Origin of the sequence: Oceanobacillus senegalensis (assembly GCF_900176885.1) — a bacterium.
GTDB lineage: Bacteria > Bacillota > Bacilli > Bacillales > Amphibacillaceae > Oceanobacillus > Oceanobacillus senegalensis.
Window position 1 is genome coordinate 3,627,919 of the sequence record NZ_LT839648.1, and the last position, 19,251, is coordinate 3,647,169.

The following is a 19,251-nucleotide window of genomic DNA, read 5'->3' on the forward strand; positions in this document are numbered from 1 at the left end:
GAATTAAGAATAAAGAGATAAATATCATTGAGTGATATTCAATATACGTAGAAATAACATTAGAAAAATACAGTAGGAGGAACATAATTATGTTAAAAATAGGTATTGTTTTAGGTAGTGTACGTCAGGGACGAAATGCGGAGGCAGTTGCAAACTGGACATTAGATTTTGCTAATAAGCGTAATGATGCAAACGTAGAATACGAGATCATTGATTTAGCAGATTATAACCTTCCATTTTTAGGAGCAGCTATTCCAGAAGCACAACAAGCAGAAGCTGAAAAAACAATTAAAGCATGGTCAGAAAAAATGGCATCATTTGATGGATATATTTTTGTAACTCCTGAATATAACCATGCTATTGGTGGAGCATTGAAAAATGCATTAGACTATTTAAAACCAGAAGTGAATAATAAAGCTGCAGGATTTGTAGGTTACGGCAGTCTTGGTGGCGTGCGTGCTCATGAAAACTTGCGTCTAATCTTAGGAGAATTGCAAGTTGCTGATGTTCGTACAGCAGTAACGTTCTCATTAATTACAGACTTTGAGAACATGAGTGTATTTAAACCAGCAGACTATCATGAAGCAAATGCAAATGAAATGTTAGACCAAGTTATTGCTTGGAGTAATGCTTTAAAAACGACTAGACAATAGAAAGGGTTGCAATAATGGGATTCTTTAGTAAGTTATTTGGTAAGTCAACAACAGAGGAAAAGGCAGTAGAAAAAAAGGTAGAAGAATCATTAAAGATTGGTATTGTTATTGGTAGTGTACGTCAAGACCGAAATGCGGAAGCAGTTGCAAATTGGATGTTGGATTTTGCAAGAAAACGTAATGATAGTCAGGTAGAGTATGAACTAGTCGATTTAGCAAACTATGATCTACCAATGCTTGGCCTACCTCTTCCTGAAGAGCAGCAAGAAGAATCAGCAAAGACCATTAAAGCGTGGTCAGAAAAAATGGCAACCTATGACGCGTATATTTTTGTAACTCCTGAGTACAATCACGCAACAGGTGGAGCATTAAAAAATGCTCTTGATTACGTTAATCCAGAGGTAAATAACAAAGTGGCAGGGTTTGTTGGATATGGTAGCCTTGGAGGTGTTCGTGCTCATGAAAATCTACGTCTAATTTTAGGTGAATTGCAGGTTGCTGATGTTCGTACAGCAGTAACATTCTCCTTAATGACAGACTTTGAAAACATGAGTGAATTCAAACCAGCTGATTACCATGAAGCAAATGCAAATGAAATGTTAGATCAGATTATTAGCTGGAGTAAAGCCTTTAAACCATTGAGAGATAAATAATGGATAAACGAAGTATCCACAATCCTTTTATATAGATGATTAGAAACAAGCGATGATTACGTCGCTTGTTTTTTATTGCTTGAGTGACCATCATGCTACAGACTAGGTATTACGACTCTACATCTAACAAAGATAATTCAACACTTAATTCACTATTAAGATTGTCTAACGGAAAAACACGTGCGATGTCTTGTTGTTCATCTACTTGCTTGATAACAACAGATCTACCTTTGTATGTAACAGGGATTAATTTGTTTGATTGGGCGATTTGCTTTGCTTTGTTCCTGTCCATATCCTATCCTCCGAATTGTCTTATATATTCTAAAAAGTGTTTTTGGTGTGCTGCAAGTGGTTATGGGCGCAAGGCAAGTGGATTGCCTTGCACCAACTATTTATTTTAATTCTTCTAATTGATCTAGGTGAACATTAAATTCGTTTTGTGGGTCATCTAATTGGTATACTCTTGCGGTAGGAGTATTGTTATCAACATGTTGGATGTAAATTTGCTTTCCATTGTACATAACGTTTATTAAATCAGCTGATTCAGTAATCTCTTTTGCCCGTTGCTTATTCATATTAGCCCTCCATATTTAAAAATCTCGTAAACTTAATGCTTTTTGTTCGGTAACCTTTGTTCTGGATGACCTCTACCTTGTCGTTTCTTATTTTTCAAATCCTTTTTTTAATTGCGTTTAATCTTTTCTACAAACTCATTTGTATCTTCCATCATTTTTCCTCCTATATATATCTTTCTATAAGTAGGGTATCCAATATGTAGGGAAAAATGTAATACAGAAGCAAATAGGTCGTGATGATTTGAAACAGATGGTTATTGGTATAAAGTGAATATTCAATCAATAGGGGTCCCTACACCCTTACTGATTGTTCGATGAATGAATCAGGAGTTTACTGGCTGCCTGACCCCCATTTATCGTTCTAAAGGTATCTCGGATTCTTCTCGTTAAGGGTCTTACAGCCAGTTAATCACGAGATAAAAGCCGGCGATTACATGAGAGCATATTACAATTATAATATCCTTATTTCCGGAAATGCGGAAAAATAGCGTTATAAGTTCCGGTAAAACGGAACTTTCCGGTTATCTGGAATTTTCAAGGTGGATGAAACATACGATAGAAATTGGTATTATTTCCCGTATTAAATGAAAACGTTTTCCCGAGGATCTTTATCGATAGGCGTTCCAGAAATAAACAGAAAATTAAAAGGATAGCACTTATGGGGCGGCAAAGGATTTTTTGTAGTTGGCATGAATTTTGCATAAGAATAGGTGATGAGGAGATAAAATCACAAATAAATTATTCAACTAACTCAGGAGGTGCTTGTATAATGAATAAAGTAATTACAATGAAAGATGCAATAAATACTTTCAAAGATAGCATGACAATCATGTGTGGTGGATTCATGGGCGTTGGTGCGTCTGAGAAACTTGTTTCCGCTATATTGGAATCCAATGCAAAAGATCTCACATTAATATCTAGTGATACAGCATATGAGGAAACAGGAGTAGGACCACTGGTGGCCAATAATCGAATTAAAAGACTTATTGCTTCACATATAGGGACAAATCCAATGACCGGGAAAAAAATGATTGCTGGGGAAATTGATGTGGAGCTTGTTCCACAAGGTACATTAGCGGAGAGATTACATGCTGGTGGTGCGGGCCTTGGTGGTGTCTTAACCCCAACAGGTGTGGGAACGGTTGTGGAAGAAGGAAAAGCGACAATTGAAGTAGATGGTAAAGTATATTTGTTAGAAAAACCATTAAAAGCAGATGTGGCAATCATTAAGGCTCATAAAGCTGATAAAGCAGGTAATTTAGTATACCACCAATCAGCAAGGAACTTTAATCCAATGATGGCTTTAGCTGCAGATTTAGTAGTAGTTGAAGTGGAGGAAATTGTTGAAATCGGTGAACTTGATCCGAATACAGTTGTTACTCCTGGTGTTGTTGTCGATAAAATCTTAGTATAAAAGGAGGTAATTAGGATGACAGAAACAGTGAAAACTTCGAAAGAGATTATTGCAGCACGTGTAGCAAAGGAATTACATGATGGTGATTTAGTAAATCTGGGGATTGGACTCCCAACGATGATTCCTAACTACTTACCTGAAGGGGTGGATGTGATCCTTCAATCCGAAAATGGATTTACTGGGTTAGGGCCGATAAAAGGAGAAGCAAGCAAGGATTTAGTAAATGCAGGTGGTCAACCGATTGGTATAAACTCAGGTGGTGCTTTCTTTGATAGCCAAACATCTTTTGCATTAATTCGTGGTGGACACGTAGATGTAACTGTACTTGGTGGACTTGAAGTAGACCAGCACGGTAATCTTGCAAACTGGATTATCCCTGGAAAAATGGTGCCAGGAATGGGCGGTGCGATGGATTTAGTGACAGGTGCGAAGAAGGTTATTGTTGCGATGGAACACTGCTCTAAAAAAGGGGCTTCCAAGATTTTGGAAGAATGTAAGTTACCACTAACAGGAAAAGCTGTTGTAGATTTAATTGTAACGGAATTGGCTGTATTCCGTGTAACAGAAGAAGGTCTTGTACTAGAAGAACTTCAAGAAGGTGTAGACCTTGAAACAGTTAAGGAGAAGACAGAAGCACCATTTACAATTGGTCTAAGAGTAAATGAAGTGCAATTTAATTAATATTTTATTATGGAGGTTTGTATCATGCGGGACGTAGTTATCGTTAGTGCTGTAAGAACAGCGATTGGAACATTTATGGGTACATTGAGCAATACCCCAGCAACAGAATTGGGTGCAACGGTTATGACAGAAGCACTTCGTCGTGCTGGTGTCCAAGGAAATCAAGTGGATGAAGTCATCATGGGGAATGTATTACAAGCAGGTTTAGGACAAGGACCGGCACGTCAAGCAGCACTAAAAGCAGGTATTCCAATGGAAGTACCTGCAACAACCATTAATAAACTGTGCGGATCAGGACTAAAAGCAGTTCACCTTGCTTCTCAGGCAATTCAACTAGGAGATGCAGACGTTGTCGTAGCAGGTGGAATGGAAAATATGAGTCAAGCACCTTATCTTCTACCTAAGGGCAGAACAGGTTACCGTATGGGTGATGGTAAAGTCGAGGACAGTATGATTAAAGATGGATTACAGTGTGCCATGAATGACTACCATATGGGAATCACTGCTGAAAATATAGCAGAAAAATACAGCTTAACCCGCGAGGAACAGGATGAGTTTTCTGCATGGAGTCAGCAAAAAGCTGAGGAAGCAATCAACGAGGGAAAATTCAAAGACGAAATCGTTCCAATAGAAATTCCGCAACGTAAAGGGGAGCCAGTTGTATTTGATACAGATGAATTCCCGCGTGCAGGTGTAACAACCGAAAAGCTTGGTAAATTAAAACCTGCATTTAAAAAAGAGGGGACGGTTACTGCAGGAAATGCTTCTGGTATTAATGATGGTGCTGCAGCATTGCTTCTTATGAGTCGTGAAAAGGCAGAAGAGCTTGGGGTTAAACCAATGGCAGTATTACGCGGTAATAGTGCTCGAGGTGTGGATCCTTCCATTATGGGAATTGGCCCAGTACCTGCAACGAAAAAGGTATTGAAAAAAGTAGGTCTTTCTATTGCTGACATGGATTTAATTGAAGCAAACGAAGCTTTTGCTGCACAGTCATTAGCTGTTGGAAGAGAGCTTGAAATACCAAATAATAAATTAAATGTTAATGGTGGGGCAATTGCTCTAGGACATCCAATCGGAGCCAGTGGTGCTAGAATTCTAGTAACATTACTTCATGAATTGAAAAAACAAGATTTACATCTCGGATTAGCTACGCTTTGTATCGGTGGCGGTATGGGAGTTGCTAGTGTAGTAGAAATGGAAAAGTAATATCATCCTGTGCATTTGCTTACTATGCTAATTTGTGCGTCATTACCGCTCTGTAAATACACGACACTTTATGTGATCTTAGCTCCCATAGGAAAGGTTTGCTACGGGCCTAAGCATCACAGTCAAGAAGTCTCCGTGTATTTCCTTTGCCGGTATTGTACGATGTAATCTTAATATATAAAAAACATACGCTTGCTTTAATATTCTCGACTTGACTGGTGCAAGGGGCAATTGAATCCTTGAAAAAAGTAGTCCCTTTTTCAGTATGCGGTGTAATCGTGGGTGAAAGATTGACCTAATGTTTGAAACTGCTTGGAGTGGAATGAAAGCATACCATATTTTAAACATATTCTTTACACTTTAGAGATTAAAAGCCAATAGGATATAATAGAATGGCCTAAATTAAAAAAATATTATAGCAATTAGGAGGAATAATAGATGGTTGAAAATAAAGTAGTTTTTGTTACAGGTGCAGCTAGCGGAATCGGGCGTCAAATTGGTATTGAGTTTCTAGAAAATGGTGCAAAGGTCATTTTCACCGATGTTAATGAGGAAAAGTTAAATGAAACAGTAGACGAGCTGAAGGCAAATGGTTATGACTGCTTAGGTATTAAAGTAGACGTTACAAAAGAAGAGGAAATTAAAAAAGCTATTGAACAAACTATTGAAAACTATGGAAGATTAGATGTGCTTTTCAATAACGCAGGTTTGCAACATGTTTCTCCAATTGAAGATTTTCCAACAGATAAATATCAATTTATGATCAATGTTATGTTAGTTGCTCCATTTGTAGCAATCAAGCATGCCTTACCAATCATGAAAAAACAAGGATTTGGTCGTATTCTAAACATGGCCTCTATCAATGGACTAATCGGTTTTGCTGGTAAAGCTGCATATAACAGTGCAAAACATGGAGTAATTGGTTTAACAAAAGTTGCTGCATTAGAAGCAGCGGAACATGGTGTTACTGTTAACGCAATCTGCCCAGGTTACGTAGATACACCACTTGTACGTGGACAATTTGAAGACTTAGCGAAAACTCGTAATGTACCTGTTGAAGCAGTTAAAGAAGAAGTACTTTATCCATTAGTGCCTCAAAAACGTTTATTGGATGTTAAAGAAATTGCAGATTACGCCCTATTTCTATCTAGTGACAAAGCAAAAGGTGTGACAGGACAAGCTGTCGTTCTTGATGGTGGTTATACAGCACAGTAATTAATAGGTAATTTTTTTTAAAAAAAGATTAATAGGGTTTACACGGTTGACTCGTGTAAATTCCACAAATCATTCTTTTACAACAAGGAGATAAAATATGTTTGGTATTATTTTAGGTCTTATCGTCTTAATGGTCCTTGCTTTTATGGGGTGGTCCATCATTTGGGTGGCACCGATCGCAGCAGGGATTGTTGCGTTAACTGGTGGTCTTGATTTATTGGATGCGTATACAAATACGTACATGAGTGGGTTTGTTGGATTTGCTAAGTCATGGTTCCCGGTATTTATGCTTAGTGCTATCTTTGGTAAATTAATGGATGATACTGGGATGGCTAAATCCATTGCTGTTACGTTATCAAGAGTTATTGGAACAAAACGTGCTATTTTAGCTGTATTTATTTCATGTGCCGTATTAACATATGGTGGTATTAGCTTATTTGTTGTTGTATTTGCCATATATCCATTAGCATTATCTCTATTCCGTGAAGCGAATATTAGTAGAAAGATTATGCCTGCTACGATTGCATTAGGTGCGTTTACGTTCACGATGACAGCGCTACCAGGTACACCACAAATTCAAAACTTAATTCCAATAGATTATTTTGGAACAGATGCGATGGCAGCGCCAGTGATGGGAATTGTCTCAGCTCTTATAATGGGAGTTGGCGGTTATTTTTACCTAATCTGGAGACAGAAACAATTAAAAGCTGCAGGTGAAGTATTTGTTGAACCTAAAGACAAACAAGTGTTTGCCGAGGGTGAAAAGCTTCCTAATTTTTGGTTATCCTTACTGCCGCTTCTAGTCGTTATTCTTACACTTAACTTATTAGATTGGGATATTGTCGTTGCTATTCTCGCTGGTAATATTTTAATCCTACTTTTAAACCTATCCAAAGTAAAAGGGTTTATCAAAGCGATTAATGATGGTGCAAATGGATCCATTACAGCGATTATTAACACTAGTGCTGCTGTTGGCTTTGGAACGGTAGTGCAAAATGTTCCTGGGTTTACTAAAATCACGGAATTACTAATGGGGATTCCTGGTAACCCGCTCATTTCTGAGGCAGTAGCTGTCAACCTACTTGCCGGTGCAACTGGCTCTGCTTCAGGTGGAATGGGGATTGCCTTAGAAGCATTAGGTAGTAAATATTATGAAATTGCAATGAATACTGGTATTAGTCCGGAGGCATTCCACCGTATTGCATCCCTTTCTTCAGGTGGTCTAGATGTTCTCCCACATAATGGTGCAGTATTAACTGTACTTACGATTACTGGTATGACCCACAAAGATAGTTATAAGGATATTGCTGTAGTCGCTATTCTTATTCCTATCATTGCTACAGCTGCAGCTATTGCTTTAGCGGCAATAGGAGTTTATTAATAAGAAATTAGAAAGGTTGTTTGTATATGAAGAAGATTACTGTATTAGGTGCAGGTACGATGGGGCATGGGATTGCTCAAAATTACGCACTTGCAGGTTTTAATGTATCCTTATATGACCTAAAATCAGAGTATTTAACGAAGGCATTGTCTTTCGTAGAGAAAAGCTTATCCATGTTAATAGAGGAAGGGAAAATTACGGAAGGAGAAAAGAAAGAAACATTAAGCCGTATTCATGTAACAACGAACTTAGAAGAAGCAGCTAAGGACACGGATTTTGTTACAGAAGTAGTGGTAGAGGTATTAGATGTTAAGCATCAACTTTACCAGCAATTAGAGGAGATGGTTTCACCGGAAACGATTATCGCTTCTAATACATCTACGTTTTCGATAGCGCAATTAGCCGAAAAGATGGGACGATCCGAGCGTTTGATTATTACCCATTTCTTCAACCCTGCCCAACTAGTGCCCTTGGTAGAAATTGTTAAAAGCAGTAAAACATCAGAAAATGTTATTGATCGTACGGTAAGTTTAATGAAGGACATTGGAAAAGAACCAGTCGTATTGCAAAAGGATATTCCAGGACTTATAGCGAATCGACTTCAGGCGGCATTGGTTCGTGAAGCATTCCATCTATTAGAAGAGGGAGTCGCAGATGCAAAAAGCATTGACTTGGCTTTAACAGCTGGACCAGGATTCCGCTGGGCTTTCATTGGGCCACTAGAAACGGCAGATTTTGGTGGTTTAGATATTTGGAGGAGTGTTGTCGAAAACTTGGCACCTGAATTATCGAAGGCTGAGAAGGTACCTTCCTTCATTAAAAATAAGGTAGAACATGGCAACCTTGGAACAAAGACAGGTGAGGGAATCTATTCTTACTCCAAAGAATTAGTTGAAAAAGCATTAGAACAAAGAGATAGAAATTTTATTCAGCTTGGGAAAATTAAAGAACAATAGAATAGTACGTCCACTCCTCTTTCCCTTGTGGAAGCGGGAGTGGTTTTTTGTTTCGAAATGAATATGGGTGAGAGTTGGTCATTTGTTAGAAGGAAAGCCGATGTGGAAACTTCCAAACAAGTAGACAGAGAACGGAACCATGTAATACGGATAATAAAAACCATCTATTAGAGGTTTTACCAATTATTTATAATAGGCTAGAACGTATTTTTTGATACAATATAAATAGATTATTTATGAGAGATGTAGGGTGGAATTCTATGAAAAGGCTTTCTAGGGAATGGTTGGAGCAGATCATTCATCTATTGAATGAACGGATCGTTGTTGTAGACAATGAAGGTACTATCATTTATATGGACCATGCTTATTGTGATCTTTTAAATACAAAACAGGAGGATGTCATTGGCAAACCTGTTCAGGAAATAATTGAAAATACGAGAATGCATATTGTTACTAAAACGGGAGAAAGAGAAGTAGAACACTTTCAACCGATCAATGATAGTGTTATGGTAGCAAACCGATTTCCTATCATGATTGATGGGAAATTAGAAGGAGCCGTTGGGACGGTAATGTTTGCAGACCCAGAAAATCTCAGAAGCTTTAAAAACAGAATTCAGCGACTAGTGAAGGATTTAAGTTACTATCGTTCAAAGGTGGAAAAAGAGCTGAAAAGCAGTTATACCTTCGATGACTTAGTTGGAGACAGCTCATCTTTTAGAGCCTTGAAGGATTTTGCAAAGGTTATTTCTGGGAGTAATTCTTCCGTATTAATCTCAGGAGAATCAGGAACAGGAAAAGAGTTATTTGCTAGTTCCATTCATAACAATAGTTTTCGAGACCAGGCACCATTTGTCCCCATTAACTGTGCTGCTATACCGGAGGAGCTACTAGAATCTGAACTATTTGGTTATGAAGATGGTGCATTTACGGGGGCAAAAAAAGGTGGAAAGAAGGGGTTATTTGAAGTTGCTCAAAATGGAACTTTATTTCTCGATGAAATTGGGGATATGCCTCTATCCATGCAAAGCAAACTATTAAGAGCCTTACAGGAAAAGGAGATTCAGCCTGTTGGTGGACAAAGAAGGATTCCTATCGATGTCCGCATTATTGCCGCAACCCATCGGAATTTAGAAGAAATGGTGAAAGAAGGAACATTTAGGCAGGATTTATATTATCGGATCAATGTCATCCACCTGGAAATTCCTCCATTGAGGAATAGAGTAGAGGATATTCCTTTACTTATCAAAATGCTTCTATCTAAACTTGAAAAGCGGTTTTATAAAAAACAAGTAACATGCTCTACTGAGGTTATGGAGAAGTTGAAGCGTCATCTTTGGCCCGGTAATGTGCGAGAACTAGAAAATGTGCTCGAACGGGCAATTAATGTATTGAAAGGTAATAGAATCGAAGTGGTAGATCTCCCATTATATTTAAGAGATATGGAAGAAAACGAAGAGTTGGGACATGTAGGCAACGAAACAAAGAAGGCTATACAGGAATCAAGCATCCCCATTCGTCCATTAAAAGATACGGTTGCGATGGCTGAAAAACAAGCCATTGAAAGAACACTAAGATTTACTAATGGAAATAAATTGGAAGCAGCAAAACTCCTAGGAATCGGAAAAACAAGTCTTTATGACAAATGTAAATTATATGAAATTCAATAAACGTAGTTGGTTCGTTTACGTAGGTTAATATCCACTTTTTTAGGGGGAATTGGCAGTTTATCACAGGTAAAAGCAAAGCAATTTATCCCCCACTGATTGAAGATTTGCTTATGTTAATTTGGATATTCCGGTTACAGAATAGGTGTATGTATGTTATATTCAAAAGAAATATAAATTTAGTTCGTAAAGGGTGATAAGATGACAGTTATTAATTTCCAAGCAGCTAAGAAATGGTCAAAGATACCCAAGGAATTTCAAGAGAAACTTATTTCTAATGTATTTTGTTCGACTTGCGGAGTGACTAAGATAAAAGATTATACGTTAAATGATGACGATTTTGGTATTTTATTAAAAGGTAAATGTAGTAAATGTGGAGGAGACGTTGCAAGATTAGTAGAAGATGCATAAAAACTGTATAATCGGAATGAATCCATCCATACTTAAAAAGTAACTACTATTGGTAGTTGCTTTTTATTTTTGCATGAAGGAATGAAATGAGAATGAATCAAGGTATTTTTCTAGATAGAGATGGTGTGATAAATGAGGTATTAAGCAATCGCGTGAAATTTGTTAATGAACCAAAAGATTTTCATTTATTAAAAGGCGTTGGCAAGGCTATTCGCTGTTTTAATAAAGCAGGTTTTCGCGTATTTGTTGTTACAAATCAAGGTGGAATCGGCCTAGGTTATATGAAAGAGTCCATGCTTAAGAAAGTTCATCAAAAAATGATGGATGATTTAGCTGCATTCGGTGCTACGATTGACGAAGTTTCCTATTGTCCCCATAAGCCACATGCTAATTGTGCTTGTCGAAAGCCAAAGCCACAGATGATTTTGGATCTAGCCGAGAAGCATCATATTGATCTTAGAAATAGCTATATGGTTGGTGACCGTGCTCCAGATATCGAAGCGGGGAAGGAAGCTGGCACAAAGACCGTATTGGTGGGTGATCGTAAGGAGGAGCAGACTGAAGCGGATATGTATTTTAAGGATTTATTATCATTTTCCAATTGGTTGGTTGGAGAACAATTTTACGTTTAAATAATCAAGGATGCATGAGGGGACGGGTAGAAAGGGAATAAGACTGTTTTGAACTCATAAATCAAATGAAGGGCAATTTTCGCCTGAACTGCAAAATTGCCCTTCATGTTTAGTTAGATGAAGCTTGTTGTTTCTGTTGAATATACTCTTCGTAGCCTTTAAGACGTAATTGACAGGATGGGCAGGTTCCACATCCATCACCTTTGATGCCGTTATAACATGTTAAAGTTTTGGTTCGAATATATTCAAGTTTGCCCATTTCATCTGCAAGTTTCCATGCTTCTGCTTTGTTAAGCCACATTAATGGTGTATGGATGACAAGTTTTTCATCCATGGCAAGATTGACGGAAACATTTAATGATTTAATGAAGTCATCTCGGCAATCGGGATAACCGCTGAAGTCTGTTTCACAAACACCTGTAATAATATGTTTTGCACCAACTTGGTTAGCAAGAATGCTTGCAAAGGATAGGAAAACGAGATTTCTGCCTGGTACGAATGTGGAAGGCAATTCGCCATTTTCACCATCTTTTACTTCCATATCACTTCTCGTTAGTGCATTTGGTGCCAATTGGTTTAATAAATCCATATTTAAGATATGATGTTTTACATGAAGATCGCTTGCGATTTCTTTGGCACATTCTATTTCTGCTTTATGTCGTTGATTATAGTCAAATGTAATGAGTTCAACCTCTTTAAAACGTTCCAATGCCCAGAATAGACATGTTGTACTATCCTGTCCCCCACTGAAAACTACGATTGCTTTTTCATTTTTTAACATTTTAAAACTCCTAATCTATTAATTTGCAAATTCACGCTTTGTGATATTCGTAAGTTGTAATACGGAAACACCTAAGAATTGCATCACGATTTTAATAATAATCTGGCCTAATATCGCACTCCAGACACCAGCCCAAGGCACCATTCCAGCCCCAATTGGAGATAAACCAATGATAACAAAAATAGTAGAGTCTAGGATTCCTCCAACTGTTCCACTGTATAAAACCCTTGTGTAAAAGGACTTTTTCATTCTAGAGTAAATTTCGGTATCGAATGTCTCGGAAACGAGGAAGCTAATCGCACTAGCAAATACAATCCATAATGTGTCACCTAGCAGATAACTAGAAATAGCAGATAGTATTAATGCTAGACAGATAAGTAAATACGTGTTTCTCTTTCCGTATCTGTTTTGAACGAAGTCACGTAAGATGAACGTTACTCCGATTAGAAATGAACCATAAGGGATGATGAATATACCCAAATGTAATGGGGCGAATTTCGCCGTAATTACATTAGCTAGAATAATAACAATTAAATAAAGAAATATTCTCATACGATAACACTCCTTCTTATTATCTCGTCAGGAGGTTCAGTGTAAAGTTCCACTCAAAATAAAAAAACTATACCCCTAAAGATATAGCTATCCCTAGTTTTTTATAGAGGGTTTACGCTAGATAGAACCTCTTCTACGACTTAGTAGATTTTTGATTTTAACTAAAACATATCTTAACATATGATAGTTGATCGTGGTTAAAATATACCTAACTTTTTTAAAGGAAAAAAATGTGAGAGTACTTGTCTCTTCGTACTCTCACATTTGATTATGCCTTCCATATAAATGCTTTAAAACCGGCGTTTTCCAATCTGTCTACCTGAGCCTCAGCATTTTCTTTATAGTAAAAGGCACCTGCTTGCACCCTATACCAATGTTTGTTTGATATCATAATGGGTTCAACAAAAGCTTTGATTCCCTTTTCTTGAAGCTTGGAAACCCGGGTATCAGCATTTTCCTTTGAATCAAAGGACCCCACTATAACCATATACAGCGTAATTGGATTAATCTCATCCTTCTTTTTCAAATGAAATGCCCTTGCAATACCATTTACATGGCCACGTGCAACTTTCTGTCTCCAGGATGCTTGCTTCATGAAATTCGCATCATTGTCGTTATCAATGAAGCCATTTTCTGATAGGAATGCTGCCATTTTTGTTTCACGTAGGACGTGGAAATTAGCCTTTTTCTTTCGGCGAACAGATAGCTGATTAAGCTTTGTAATCTCCTCATGCATGATATTTTGATATTCTGAGGTAAGTGACGAATCGCTTAATTCACTATAAATATAATCCTCATATCCTTTTGCTTTTCCATTGAAGGCATTGCAATGAATGGATACAAAGTAGTCAGCACCCCAGGAGTTGGCTTCGTTGGTACGTTTGTTTAAGCATTTACTTGTATCACTGGTTCTGCTCATTTTTATTTGTATCCCTTCATATTCGTTGCTTAAAATGGAATGGATTCGTTTTGCAATATCTAAAGTTACATGTTTCTCCTGTAGACTATTCCCTTGTGCACCCGGGTCTTTTCCACCATGTCCAGGATCTAAATAGAGCTTCATATTTTCACCTCTCATTTATTTCTTTGTTTTAAATTATGGGAAACAAAAATGGAACGGTTGGACAGGCTATTTGATATGATTAACTATTCATCTCTGTTATCCCTTTTTTTAGGTAAGAATTAAGAAAGGATAAAGTTTTAACCGTTATTCGGTTCCTAAGCAGGGATACCTTGTAAACTATACGCCAGTCACTTCACACGCCACCACTAACATCGACTCAACTGCATATGGAAGGTTGACTAAGGTCGGGCTTTACGCTTTTTGTTTCCTTCATTGTTACTATCGAAGAACGGAGGTAGGTTTGGGGGATTAGCAGCTGAAAAAATATGTTTTTTGATATAGGGGCTGTAAGAGTAAAGGAGAAGTTATAGGGAAGAATAGTTTCTTGGGTATACGATTAGCGAAACGAAAAGATTAGGTGGCGTATATGGTTAAACAGGACACTTCAATACAGTTAAATAAAGTAACACCACTTCTATTAATGCTTTCCGTTCTTCCTGGAACCTTCCTTTCTCACTTTTCAGCTGGACTAGTGAATATTGCTTTACCAAATCTTTCCCTGTACTTTGAAGTCTCTGTTAGTGCCACACAATGGGTTGTGACCGGATATTTATTAATGGTTATGCTTTTTCTTCCAATTATGGGTAGCCTTTCAGATCGATACGGAAAAAAACAATTACATTATTTCGGTTATTTGGTGTTTGGAGTAGGGATTACCTTTTCGGCTCTTTCGTTTTCACTAGGGCTATTAATTGCTTCTAGACTGCTCCAGGGAATTGGTGCTGCAATGCTACAGGCGACCAACATGGCAATCATAACGGAGCATTACCCGGAAGAAAAGCGGGGGGAAGCTTTAGGGATTATAAGTACTGCAGTTGGGGTTGGAGCTATGCTTGGACCATCTGCAGGAGGATTTATTATTAATTGGTTCACTTGGCATATGCTGTTTTGGATTCAGGTTCCCATTATCATTGCATCGGTATGGATGGCAATTCGGTTTATACCAAATGATAAGAAAGAACCAACATCCAGTTCCATGGATTTTGTTGGGGCGGCATTATTTGGTATTACGGTTCCGGCATTTATTTATGTGTTGAATCAAATTGGTGAAGGGCAGTTTAATATGTTTTTGGCGACAATAGCTGTTATCGGTGTGTTGGCTTTTATTGCCTTTATCATTTGGACGAAGAAACGAGAAAATCCGTTTATTCATTTGAATCTGTTTTCTCCTCCGATGGTAAAAGCAGGATCTCTCATTATTGTGGTTAGCTATATGGCGACCTTTGCTACAATGGTTGTTATTCCGTTTTACTTACAAGGTATTCTTGGGGTGTCGCCTTCTGTGTCGGGCCTTTTATTAATGACATATCCATTATTGTTAGCCATATTTGGTCCTATTAGTGGTACGCTCTCCGATAAATTTGGTAGCTATGCCGTTGTATTAGCTGGATTATTGTTCATGATTGGCTCATTGATTTGTTTAAGTCTTTTAACTGCAACTAGCTCCTTGATGATGGTAGCAGTATTCCTATGTTTCTTGGGTATATCCATGGGTGTCCTAACCTCACCGAACTACAGTTTAATTATTGGTTATGTTTCCATTCGTTATATTGGAATTACAACAAGCTCCATTGCTCTACTTAGAAACCTAGGGATGGCGTTAGGAACAGCAATAGGAGTAACGTTTATGAATGGGTTCATGGATGGCTCTATGACAGAGTGGATGATGACGGGTAATGAGAGGGAAGTTGCACATGTTATGACAGGATTCACTAGTTTCTTTTGGTTTATGGCCGGTCTAACCTTTGTAATGCTTATCTATGTAATAATCAAAAATATCCGATTGAAAAGGGCGGAAAATAGAGGTTTAGAAATGGAAACGTAGGGGTATTGAATATTTCCCATGTCACTTTTGTTGCTGAATTGCATGTTATTCAGCAACTTTTTTGTTTTCCAAAATTAGCCCAACATATTATGACAAAACTAGAAAGTGACAGGTCCCAGTTAATTGAATATAATTAGATGCAGATAAGAATAAATATGTTCATAACCGAGGTGTAAATTTGTAAACATGGAATTTAATATTGGCCCAAGAATGGTAAAGACAGGGCTTGCTGTAGCGGTGACATTATTGTTTACGGGAATGATTGGTCTTAAATTGGAAATTGTTGCGGCGATTGCTGCTGTTTTGGCAATGCAGCCGTCCATTATGCGCTCGTTTGCATATATTAAAGAAGTATTGATTTCAAATGGAGTTGCTGTGATCTTTGCGCTGCTAGGGACAGTTTTGCTTGGTATTCATCCACTATCTGTTGGTGCGGTTGTGATCATATCTATTGCAATAAACATTCGCCTTGGGCTTAATAAAACAGTTAGCTTAACGGCTTTGACCATTATGGCAATGATGTTAGCAAGTGATGATACGTTAAATTTTATCTATATTATTGAACGAATATCCTTAATTGCAATCGGAGTAATGTCAGCCTTTGTTGTAAATGTTTTTGTATTTCCACCAAACCATAAAAAGAACTTATATAATATGATAAAAAATGCCAGTAATAAAATGAATTTCTTAATGCGGGTTATCCCAAATAATACGATGAGTATACCGAAAAAAAAGGAAGAGGATAGAGAGATAGAGAAGCTTATTACGAAAGTGAAGGACTATTATGAAATCATTGCGGATGAAAGAAACCGATTATTTATACGGAATAAAAAGGACTTTCTAAGAAGCATTGTTATCTACAAACATATGATAAGGGTATTAGAAAAGCAGTACACGCTAATTGTTCAATTGGAAAAAAATCTTGAGGGAATTGAAAATACATCAAGTGGTAATACCTATTTAATTAAAAAATTGGTTAGTGAAATGAATGGATACAGTGAAAATGTACTGTTAATGTATGAGGAAAAAATTAAACTCGATTCCGATTTACAGAAGGAAACCAAACAAGCAATGCGTTTGACTATTAATAATTTAATTGAGGAACTACAGGGGTCTAGTTTTGAAAAGTGGTCCTATGTGTTTCCTGTTTCCAATGGTATTATTGAGCTATTTAATGAGTTAGATAAATTGGAAAGATTGGTTCGGTTTAATGAGTTGAAAGTAAATAAAACAAGTTTTAATAAATAATTATGTAAAACGAGAGTAGCCTTGTTCATGATGAAGAAGACTGCTCTCGTTTTGTAATGTATATAATAGAAAGTAGTTAAATTCATTACTCTTTAGGAATGGTTACATTCATCTGAAATCAAGTTGTTGGAAATGGTTAGTCTCTATTCTGTTGATTATAATGTTTTCAGGATTCATTTCTCCGTGGAAGATTTGAAATAATTGAAAGAGAAACAGCCTTGCTTTAGGTCTCTGTCTATGCTATATTGAATATCCTTCATAAAATCTTAATCATAGCAAAACAGTTAGTTTGCTTATACTAGTAACATTAAAAAAATTTTCTTATATTGAAAGTTTCTCTGTGAGTTATTCTGCTATGTTACTTGTAACTAAAAAGGATTTGACATGAAGTTGGGAGTATGGTAATATAATTTTTGTCGATTCGATGCGACTCTTAATAAAAAAACACTTTAAAAGTAGTTGACTTCGGCAAACGAACATGGTATAGTATTTTTTGTTGCTAAAAAGTGACTATTGATCTTTGAAAACTGAACAAAACAATCATTATGTCAAGCAATACATGCTAGTTAAGTTAAGAGCAAGAAAGCTCATCTATTTTTTGGAGAGTTTGATCTTGGCTCAGGACGAACGCTGGCGGCGTGCCTAATACATGCAAGTCGAGCGCGGGAAGCTAACGGATCCCCTTCGGGGGTGACGTTAGTGGAACGAGCGGCGGACGGGTGAGTAACACGTGGGCAACCTGCCTGTAAGATTGGGATAACTTGCGGAAACGTGAGCTAATACCGGATAATACTTTTCATCGCATGATGGAGAGTTTGAAAGACGGCTTCGGCTGTCACTTACAGATGGGCCCGCGGCGCATTAGTTAGTTGGTGAGGTAAAGGCTCACCAAGGCGACGATGCGTAGCCGACCTGAGAGGGTGATCGGCCACACTGGGACTGAGACACGGCCCAGACTCCTACGGGAGGCAGCAGTAGGGAATCTTCCGCAATGGACGAAAGTCTGACGGAGCAACGCCGCGTGAGTGAAGAAGGTTTTCGGATCGTAAAACTCTGTTGTTAGGGAAGAACAAGTATGATAGTAACTGATCATACCTTGACGGTACCTAACCAGAAAGCCACGGCTAACTACGTGCCAGCAGCCGCGGTAATACGTAGGTGGCAAGCGTTGTCCGGATTTATTGGGCGTAAAGCGCTCGCAGGCGGTCTTTTAAGTCTGATGTGAAATCTTGCGGCTTAACCGTGAGCGGTCATTGGAAACTGGAGGACTTGAGTACAGAAGAGGAGAGTGGAATTCCACGTGTAGCGGTGAAATGCGTAGAGATGTGGAGGAACACCAGTGGCGAAGGCGACTCTCTGGTCTGTAACTGACGCTGAGGAGCGAAAGCGTGGGTAGCGAACAGGATTAGATACCCTGGTAGTCCACGCCGTAAACGATGAGTGCTAGGTGTTAGAGGGTTTCCGCCCTTTAGTGCTGAAGTTAACGCATTAAGCACTCCGCCTGGGGAGTACGGCCGCAAGGCTGAAACTCAAAAGAATTGACGGGGACCCGCACAAGCGGTGGAGCATGTGGTTTAATTCGAAGCAACGCGAAGAACCTTACCAGGTCTTGACATCCTCTGACACTCCTAGAGATAGGATTTTCCCTTCGGGGACAGAGTGACAGGTGGTGCATGGTTGTCGTCAGCTCGTGTCGTGAGATGTTGGGTTAAGTCCCGCAACGAGCGCAACCCTTGATCTTAGTTGCCAGCATTCAGTTGGGCACTCTAAGGTGACTGCCGGTGACAAACCGGAGGAAGGTGGGGATGACGTCAAATCATCATGCCCCTTATGACCTGGGCTACACACGTGCTACAATGGATGGTACAAAGGGAAGCGAAACCGTGAGGTCAAGCAAATCCCATAAAACCATTCTCAGTTCGGATTGTAGGCTGCAACTCGCCTACATGAAGCCGGAATCGCTAGTAATCGCGGATCAGCATGCCGCGGTGAATACGTTCCCGGGTCTTGTACACACCGCCCGTCACACCACGAGAGTTGGTAACACCCGAAGTCGGTGAGGTAACCTTTTGGAGCCAGCCGCCGAAGGTGGGACCAATGATTGGGGTGAAGTCGTAACAAGGTAGCCGTATCGGAAGGTGCGGCTGGATCACCTCCTTTCTAAGGAAATGAAAAGCGTAAGCGACTGATTGCAGGAGCTGAAGCTAAATTATTACGGAACACCTTTCACAAGGTGAATATAAGGCATAATGAATTGTTTGGTTCAGTTTTGAGGGAT

The 19,251-nt window shown here is 38.5% G+C and carries 17 protein-coding genes, 1 rRNA gene and 1 pseudogene; 13 read left to right on the plus strand and 6 right to left on the minus strand.

The genetic code is table 11. From position 1 onward, the window contains the following. The first annotated feature begins 89 nt into the window (after positions 1–89). Positions 90–653, plus strand: coding sequence for an NADPH-dependent FMN reductase (locus CAO17_RS17590; RefSeq protein ID WP_085993872.1), 564 nt, complete (start codon positions 90–92; stop codon positions 651–653). Between the two features lie 14 nt (positions 654–667). Next, a complete protein-coding gene (locus CAO17_RS17595; protein ID WP_085993873.1) occupies positions 668–1,306 on the plus strand; it encodes an NADPH-dependent FMN reductase in 639 nt (212 codons plus the stop codon). A 109-nt stretch (positions 1,307–1,415) separates the two neighbouring features. Here CAO17_RS17595 and CAO17_RS17600 read toward each other — a convergent pair whose 3' ends face one another. The 3 genes and pseudogenes from CAO17_RS17600 to CAO17_RS22035 all read right to left on the minus strand — a co-directional run. Next, a complete protein-coding gene (locus CAO17_RS17600) occupies positions 1,416–1,598 on the minus strand; it encodes an H-type small acid-soluble spore protein (protein WP_085993874.1) in 183 nt (60 codons plus the stop codon). 100 nt (positions 1,599–1,698) lie between these two features. Continuing rightward, positions 1,699–1,881, minus strand: a complete 183-nt coding sequence (locus CAO17_RS17605) for an H-type small acid-soluble spore protein (protein ID WP_085993875.1) — start codon at positions 1,879–1,881, stop codon at positions 1,699–1,701. Between the two features lie 32 nt (positions 1,882–1,913). Further along, a pseudogene (locus CAO17_RS22035) lies at positions 1,914–1,982 on the minus strand (DUF4023 family protein); the annotation flags it as partial. Between the two features lie 668 nt (positions 1,983–2,650). Between CAO17_RS22035 and atoD the strand changes: the two are divergent. The 8 genes from atoD to CAO17_RS17655 all read left to right on the plus strand — a co-directional run bounded on the left by atoD (position 2,651) and on the right by CAO17_RS17655 (position 11,444). After that, positions 2,651–3,295, plus strand: a complete 645-nt coding sequence (gene atoD / locus CAO17_RS17615; RefSeq protein WP_085993876.1) for an acetate CoA-transferase subunit alpha — start codon at positions 2,651–2,653, stop codon at positions 3,293–3,295. 15 nt (positions 3,296–3,310) lie between these two features. Beyond that, a complete protein-coding gene (locus CAO17_RS17620; RefSeq protein WP_085993877.1) occupies positions 3,311–3,976 on the plus strand; it encodes a 3-oxoacid CoA-transferase subunit B in 666 nt (221 codons plus the stop codon). A 24-nt stretch (positions 3,977–4,000) separates the two neighbouring features. Further along, complete coding sequence (locus CAO17_RS17625) at positions 4,001–5,185, plus strand: acetyl-CoA C-acetyltransferase (protein WP_085993878.1); 1,185 nt, start codon at positions 4,001–4,003, stop codon at positions 5,183–5,185. Positions 5,186–5,623: 438 nt separating this feature from the next. After that, entirely contained in the window at positions 5,624–6,400 is a 777-nt protein-coding gene (locus CAO17_RS17630; RefSeq protein ID WP_085993879.1) for a 3-hydroxybutyrate dehydrogenase, read from the plus strand. Positions 6,401–6,497: 97 nt separating this feature from the next. Beyond that, positions 6,498–7,781 (plus strand): GntP family permease, encoded by a 1,284-nt coding sequence (locus CAO17_RS17635; protein WP_085993880.1) that lies wholly within the window; start codon positions 6,498–6,500, stop codon positions 7,779–7,781. Positions 7,782–7,807: 26 nt separating this feature from the next. Then, positions 7,808–8,737 carry a 3-hydroxyacyl-CoA dehydrogenase family protein gene (locus CAO17_RS17640; protein ID WP_085993881.1) on the plus strand — a complete coding sequence of 310 codons (930 nt, stop codon included), beginning with the start codon at positions 7,808–7,810 and terminating at the stop codon, positions 8,735–8,737. A 260-nt stretch (positions 8,738–8,997) separates the two neighbouring features. Further along, positions 8,998–10,404, plus strand: a complete 1,407-nt coding sequence (locus tag CAO17_RS17645; RefSeq protein WP_085993882.1) for a sigma-54 interaction domain-containing protein — start codon at positions 8,998–9,000, stop codon at positions 10,402–10,404. 500 nt (positions 10,405–10,904) lie between these two features. Continuing rightward, on the plus strand, positions 10,905–11,444 hold the full coding sequence (locus CAO17_RS17655; RefSeq protein ID WP_085994553.1) for a D-glycero-alpha-D-manno-heptose-1,7-bisphosphate 7-phosphatase: 540 nt from the start codon (positions 10,905–10,907) through the stop codon (positions 11,442–11,444). A gap of 109 nt (positions 11,445–11,553) precedes the next feature. On the opposite strand, the gene queC is transcribed toward CAO17_RS17655, so the two are convergent. The 3 genes from queC to CAO17_RS17670 form a co-directional block, all read right to left on the minus strand. Further along, entirely contained in the window at positions 11,554–12,225 is a 672-nt protein-coding gene (gene queC / locus CAO17_RS17660; protein WP_085993884.1) for a 7-cyano-7-deazaguanine synthase QueC, read from the minus strand. An 18-nt stretch (positions 12,226–12,243) separates the two neighbouring features. After that, a complete protein-coding gene (locus CAO17_RS17665) occupies positions 12,244–12,777 on the minus strand; it encodes a VUT family protein (protein WP_085993885.1) in 534 nt (177 codons plus the stop codon). A gap of 268 nt (positions 12,778–13,045) precedes the next feature. Beyond that, complete coding sequence (locus CAO17_RS17670; protein WP_085993886.1) at positions 13,046–13,840, minus strand: N-acetylmuramoyl-L-alanine amidase; 795 nt, start codon at positions 13,838–13,840, stop codon at positions 13,046–13,048. Between the two features lie 427 nt (positions 13,841–14,267). Here CAO17_RS17670 and CAO17_RS17675 point away from each other — a divergent pair, with 427 nt between their 5' ends. The 3 genes from CAO17_RS17675 to CAO17_RS17685 all read left to right on the plus strand — a co-directional run bounded on the left by CAO17_RS17675 (position 14,268) and on the right by CAO17_RS17685 (position 19,133). Further along, positions 14,268–15,725: an MFS transporter gene (locus CAO17_RS17675; RefSeq protein ID WP_085993887.1), complete on the plus strand. Its 1,458-nt coding sequence runs from the start codon at positions 14,268–14,270 to the stop codon at positions 15,723–15,725. Positions 15,726–15,911: 186 nt separating this feature from the next. Beyond that, complete coding sequence (locus CAO17_RS17680) at positions 15,912–16,973, plus strand: FUSC family protein (RefSeq protein ID WP_085993888.1); 1,062 nt, start codon at positions 15,912–15,914, stop codon at positions 16,971–16,973. Between the two features lie 595 nt (positions 16,974–17,568). Further along, positions 17,569–19,133, plus strand: a 16S ribosomal RNA gene (locus CAO17_RS17685). Positions 19,134–19,251: the final 118 nt, after the last annotated feature.

Coding starts and splice junctions, on each gene's coding strand:
- CAO17_RS17590 (WP_085993872.1), top strand. CDS start 90: ATGTTAAAAATAGGTATTGTTTTAGGTAGTGTACGTCAGGGACGAAAT.
- CAO17_RS17595 (WP_085993873.1), top strand. CDS start 668: ATGGGATTCTTTAGTAAGTTATTTGGTAAGTCAACAACAGAGGAAAAG.
- CAO17_RS17600 (WP_085993874.1), bottom strand. CDS start 1,598: ATGGACAGGAACAAAGCAAAGCAAATCGCCCAATCAAACAAATTAATC.
- CAO17_RS17605 (WP_085993875.1), bottom strand. CDS start 1,881: ATGAATAAGCAACGGGCAAAAGAGATTACTGAATCAGCTGATTTAATA.
- atoD (WP_085993876.1), top strand. CDS start 2,651: ATGAATAAAGTAATTACAATGAAAGATGCAATAAATACTTTCAAAGAT.
- CAO17_RS17620 (WP_085993877.1), top strand. CDS start 3,311: ATGACAGAAACAGTGAAAACTTCGAAAGAGATTATTGCAGCACGTGTA.
- CAO17_RS17625 (WP_085993878.1), top strand. CDS start 4,001: ATGCGGGACGTAGTTATCGTTAGTGCTGTAAGAACAGCGATTGGAACA.
- CAO17_RS17630 (WP_085993879.1), top strand. CDS start 5,624: ATGGTTGAAAATAAAGTAGTTTTTGTTACAGGTGCAGCTAGCGGAATC.
- CAO17_RS17635 (WP_085993880.1), top strand. CDS start 6,498: ATGTTTGGTATTATTTTAGGTCTTATCGTCTTAATGGTCCTTGCTTTT.
- CAO17_RS17640 (WP_085993881.1), top strand. CDS start 7,808: ATGAAGAAGATTACTGTATTAGGTGCAGGTACGATGGGGCATGGGATT.
- CAO17_RS17645 (WP_085993882.1), top strand. CDS start 8,998: ATGAAAAGGCTTTCTAGGGAATGGTTGGAGCAGATCATTCATCTATTG.
- CAO17_RS17655 (WP_085994553.1), top strand. CDS start 10,905: ATGAATCAAGGTATTTTTCTAGATAGAGATGGTGTGATAAATGAGGTA.
- queC (WP_085993884.1), bottom strand. CDS start 12,225: ATGTTAAAAAATGAAAAAGCAATCGTAGTTTTCAGTGGGGGACAGGAT.
- CAO17_RS17665 (WP_085993885.1), bottom strand. CDS start 12,777: ATGAGAATATTTCTTTATTTAATTGTTATTATTCTAGCTAATGTAATT.
- CAO17_RS17670 (WP_085993886.1), bottom strand. CDS start 13,840: ATGAAGCTCTATTTAGATCCTGGACATGGTGGAAAAGACCCGGGTGCA.
- CAO17_RS17675 (WP_085993887.1), top strand. CDS start 14,268: ATGGTTAAACAGGACACTTCAATACAGTTAAATAAAGTAACACCACTT.
- CAO17_RS17680 (WP_085993888.1), top strand. CDS start 15,912: ATGGAATTTAATATTGGCCCAAGAATGGTAAAGACAGGGCTTGCTGTA.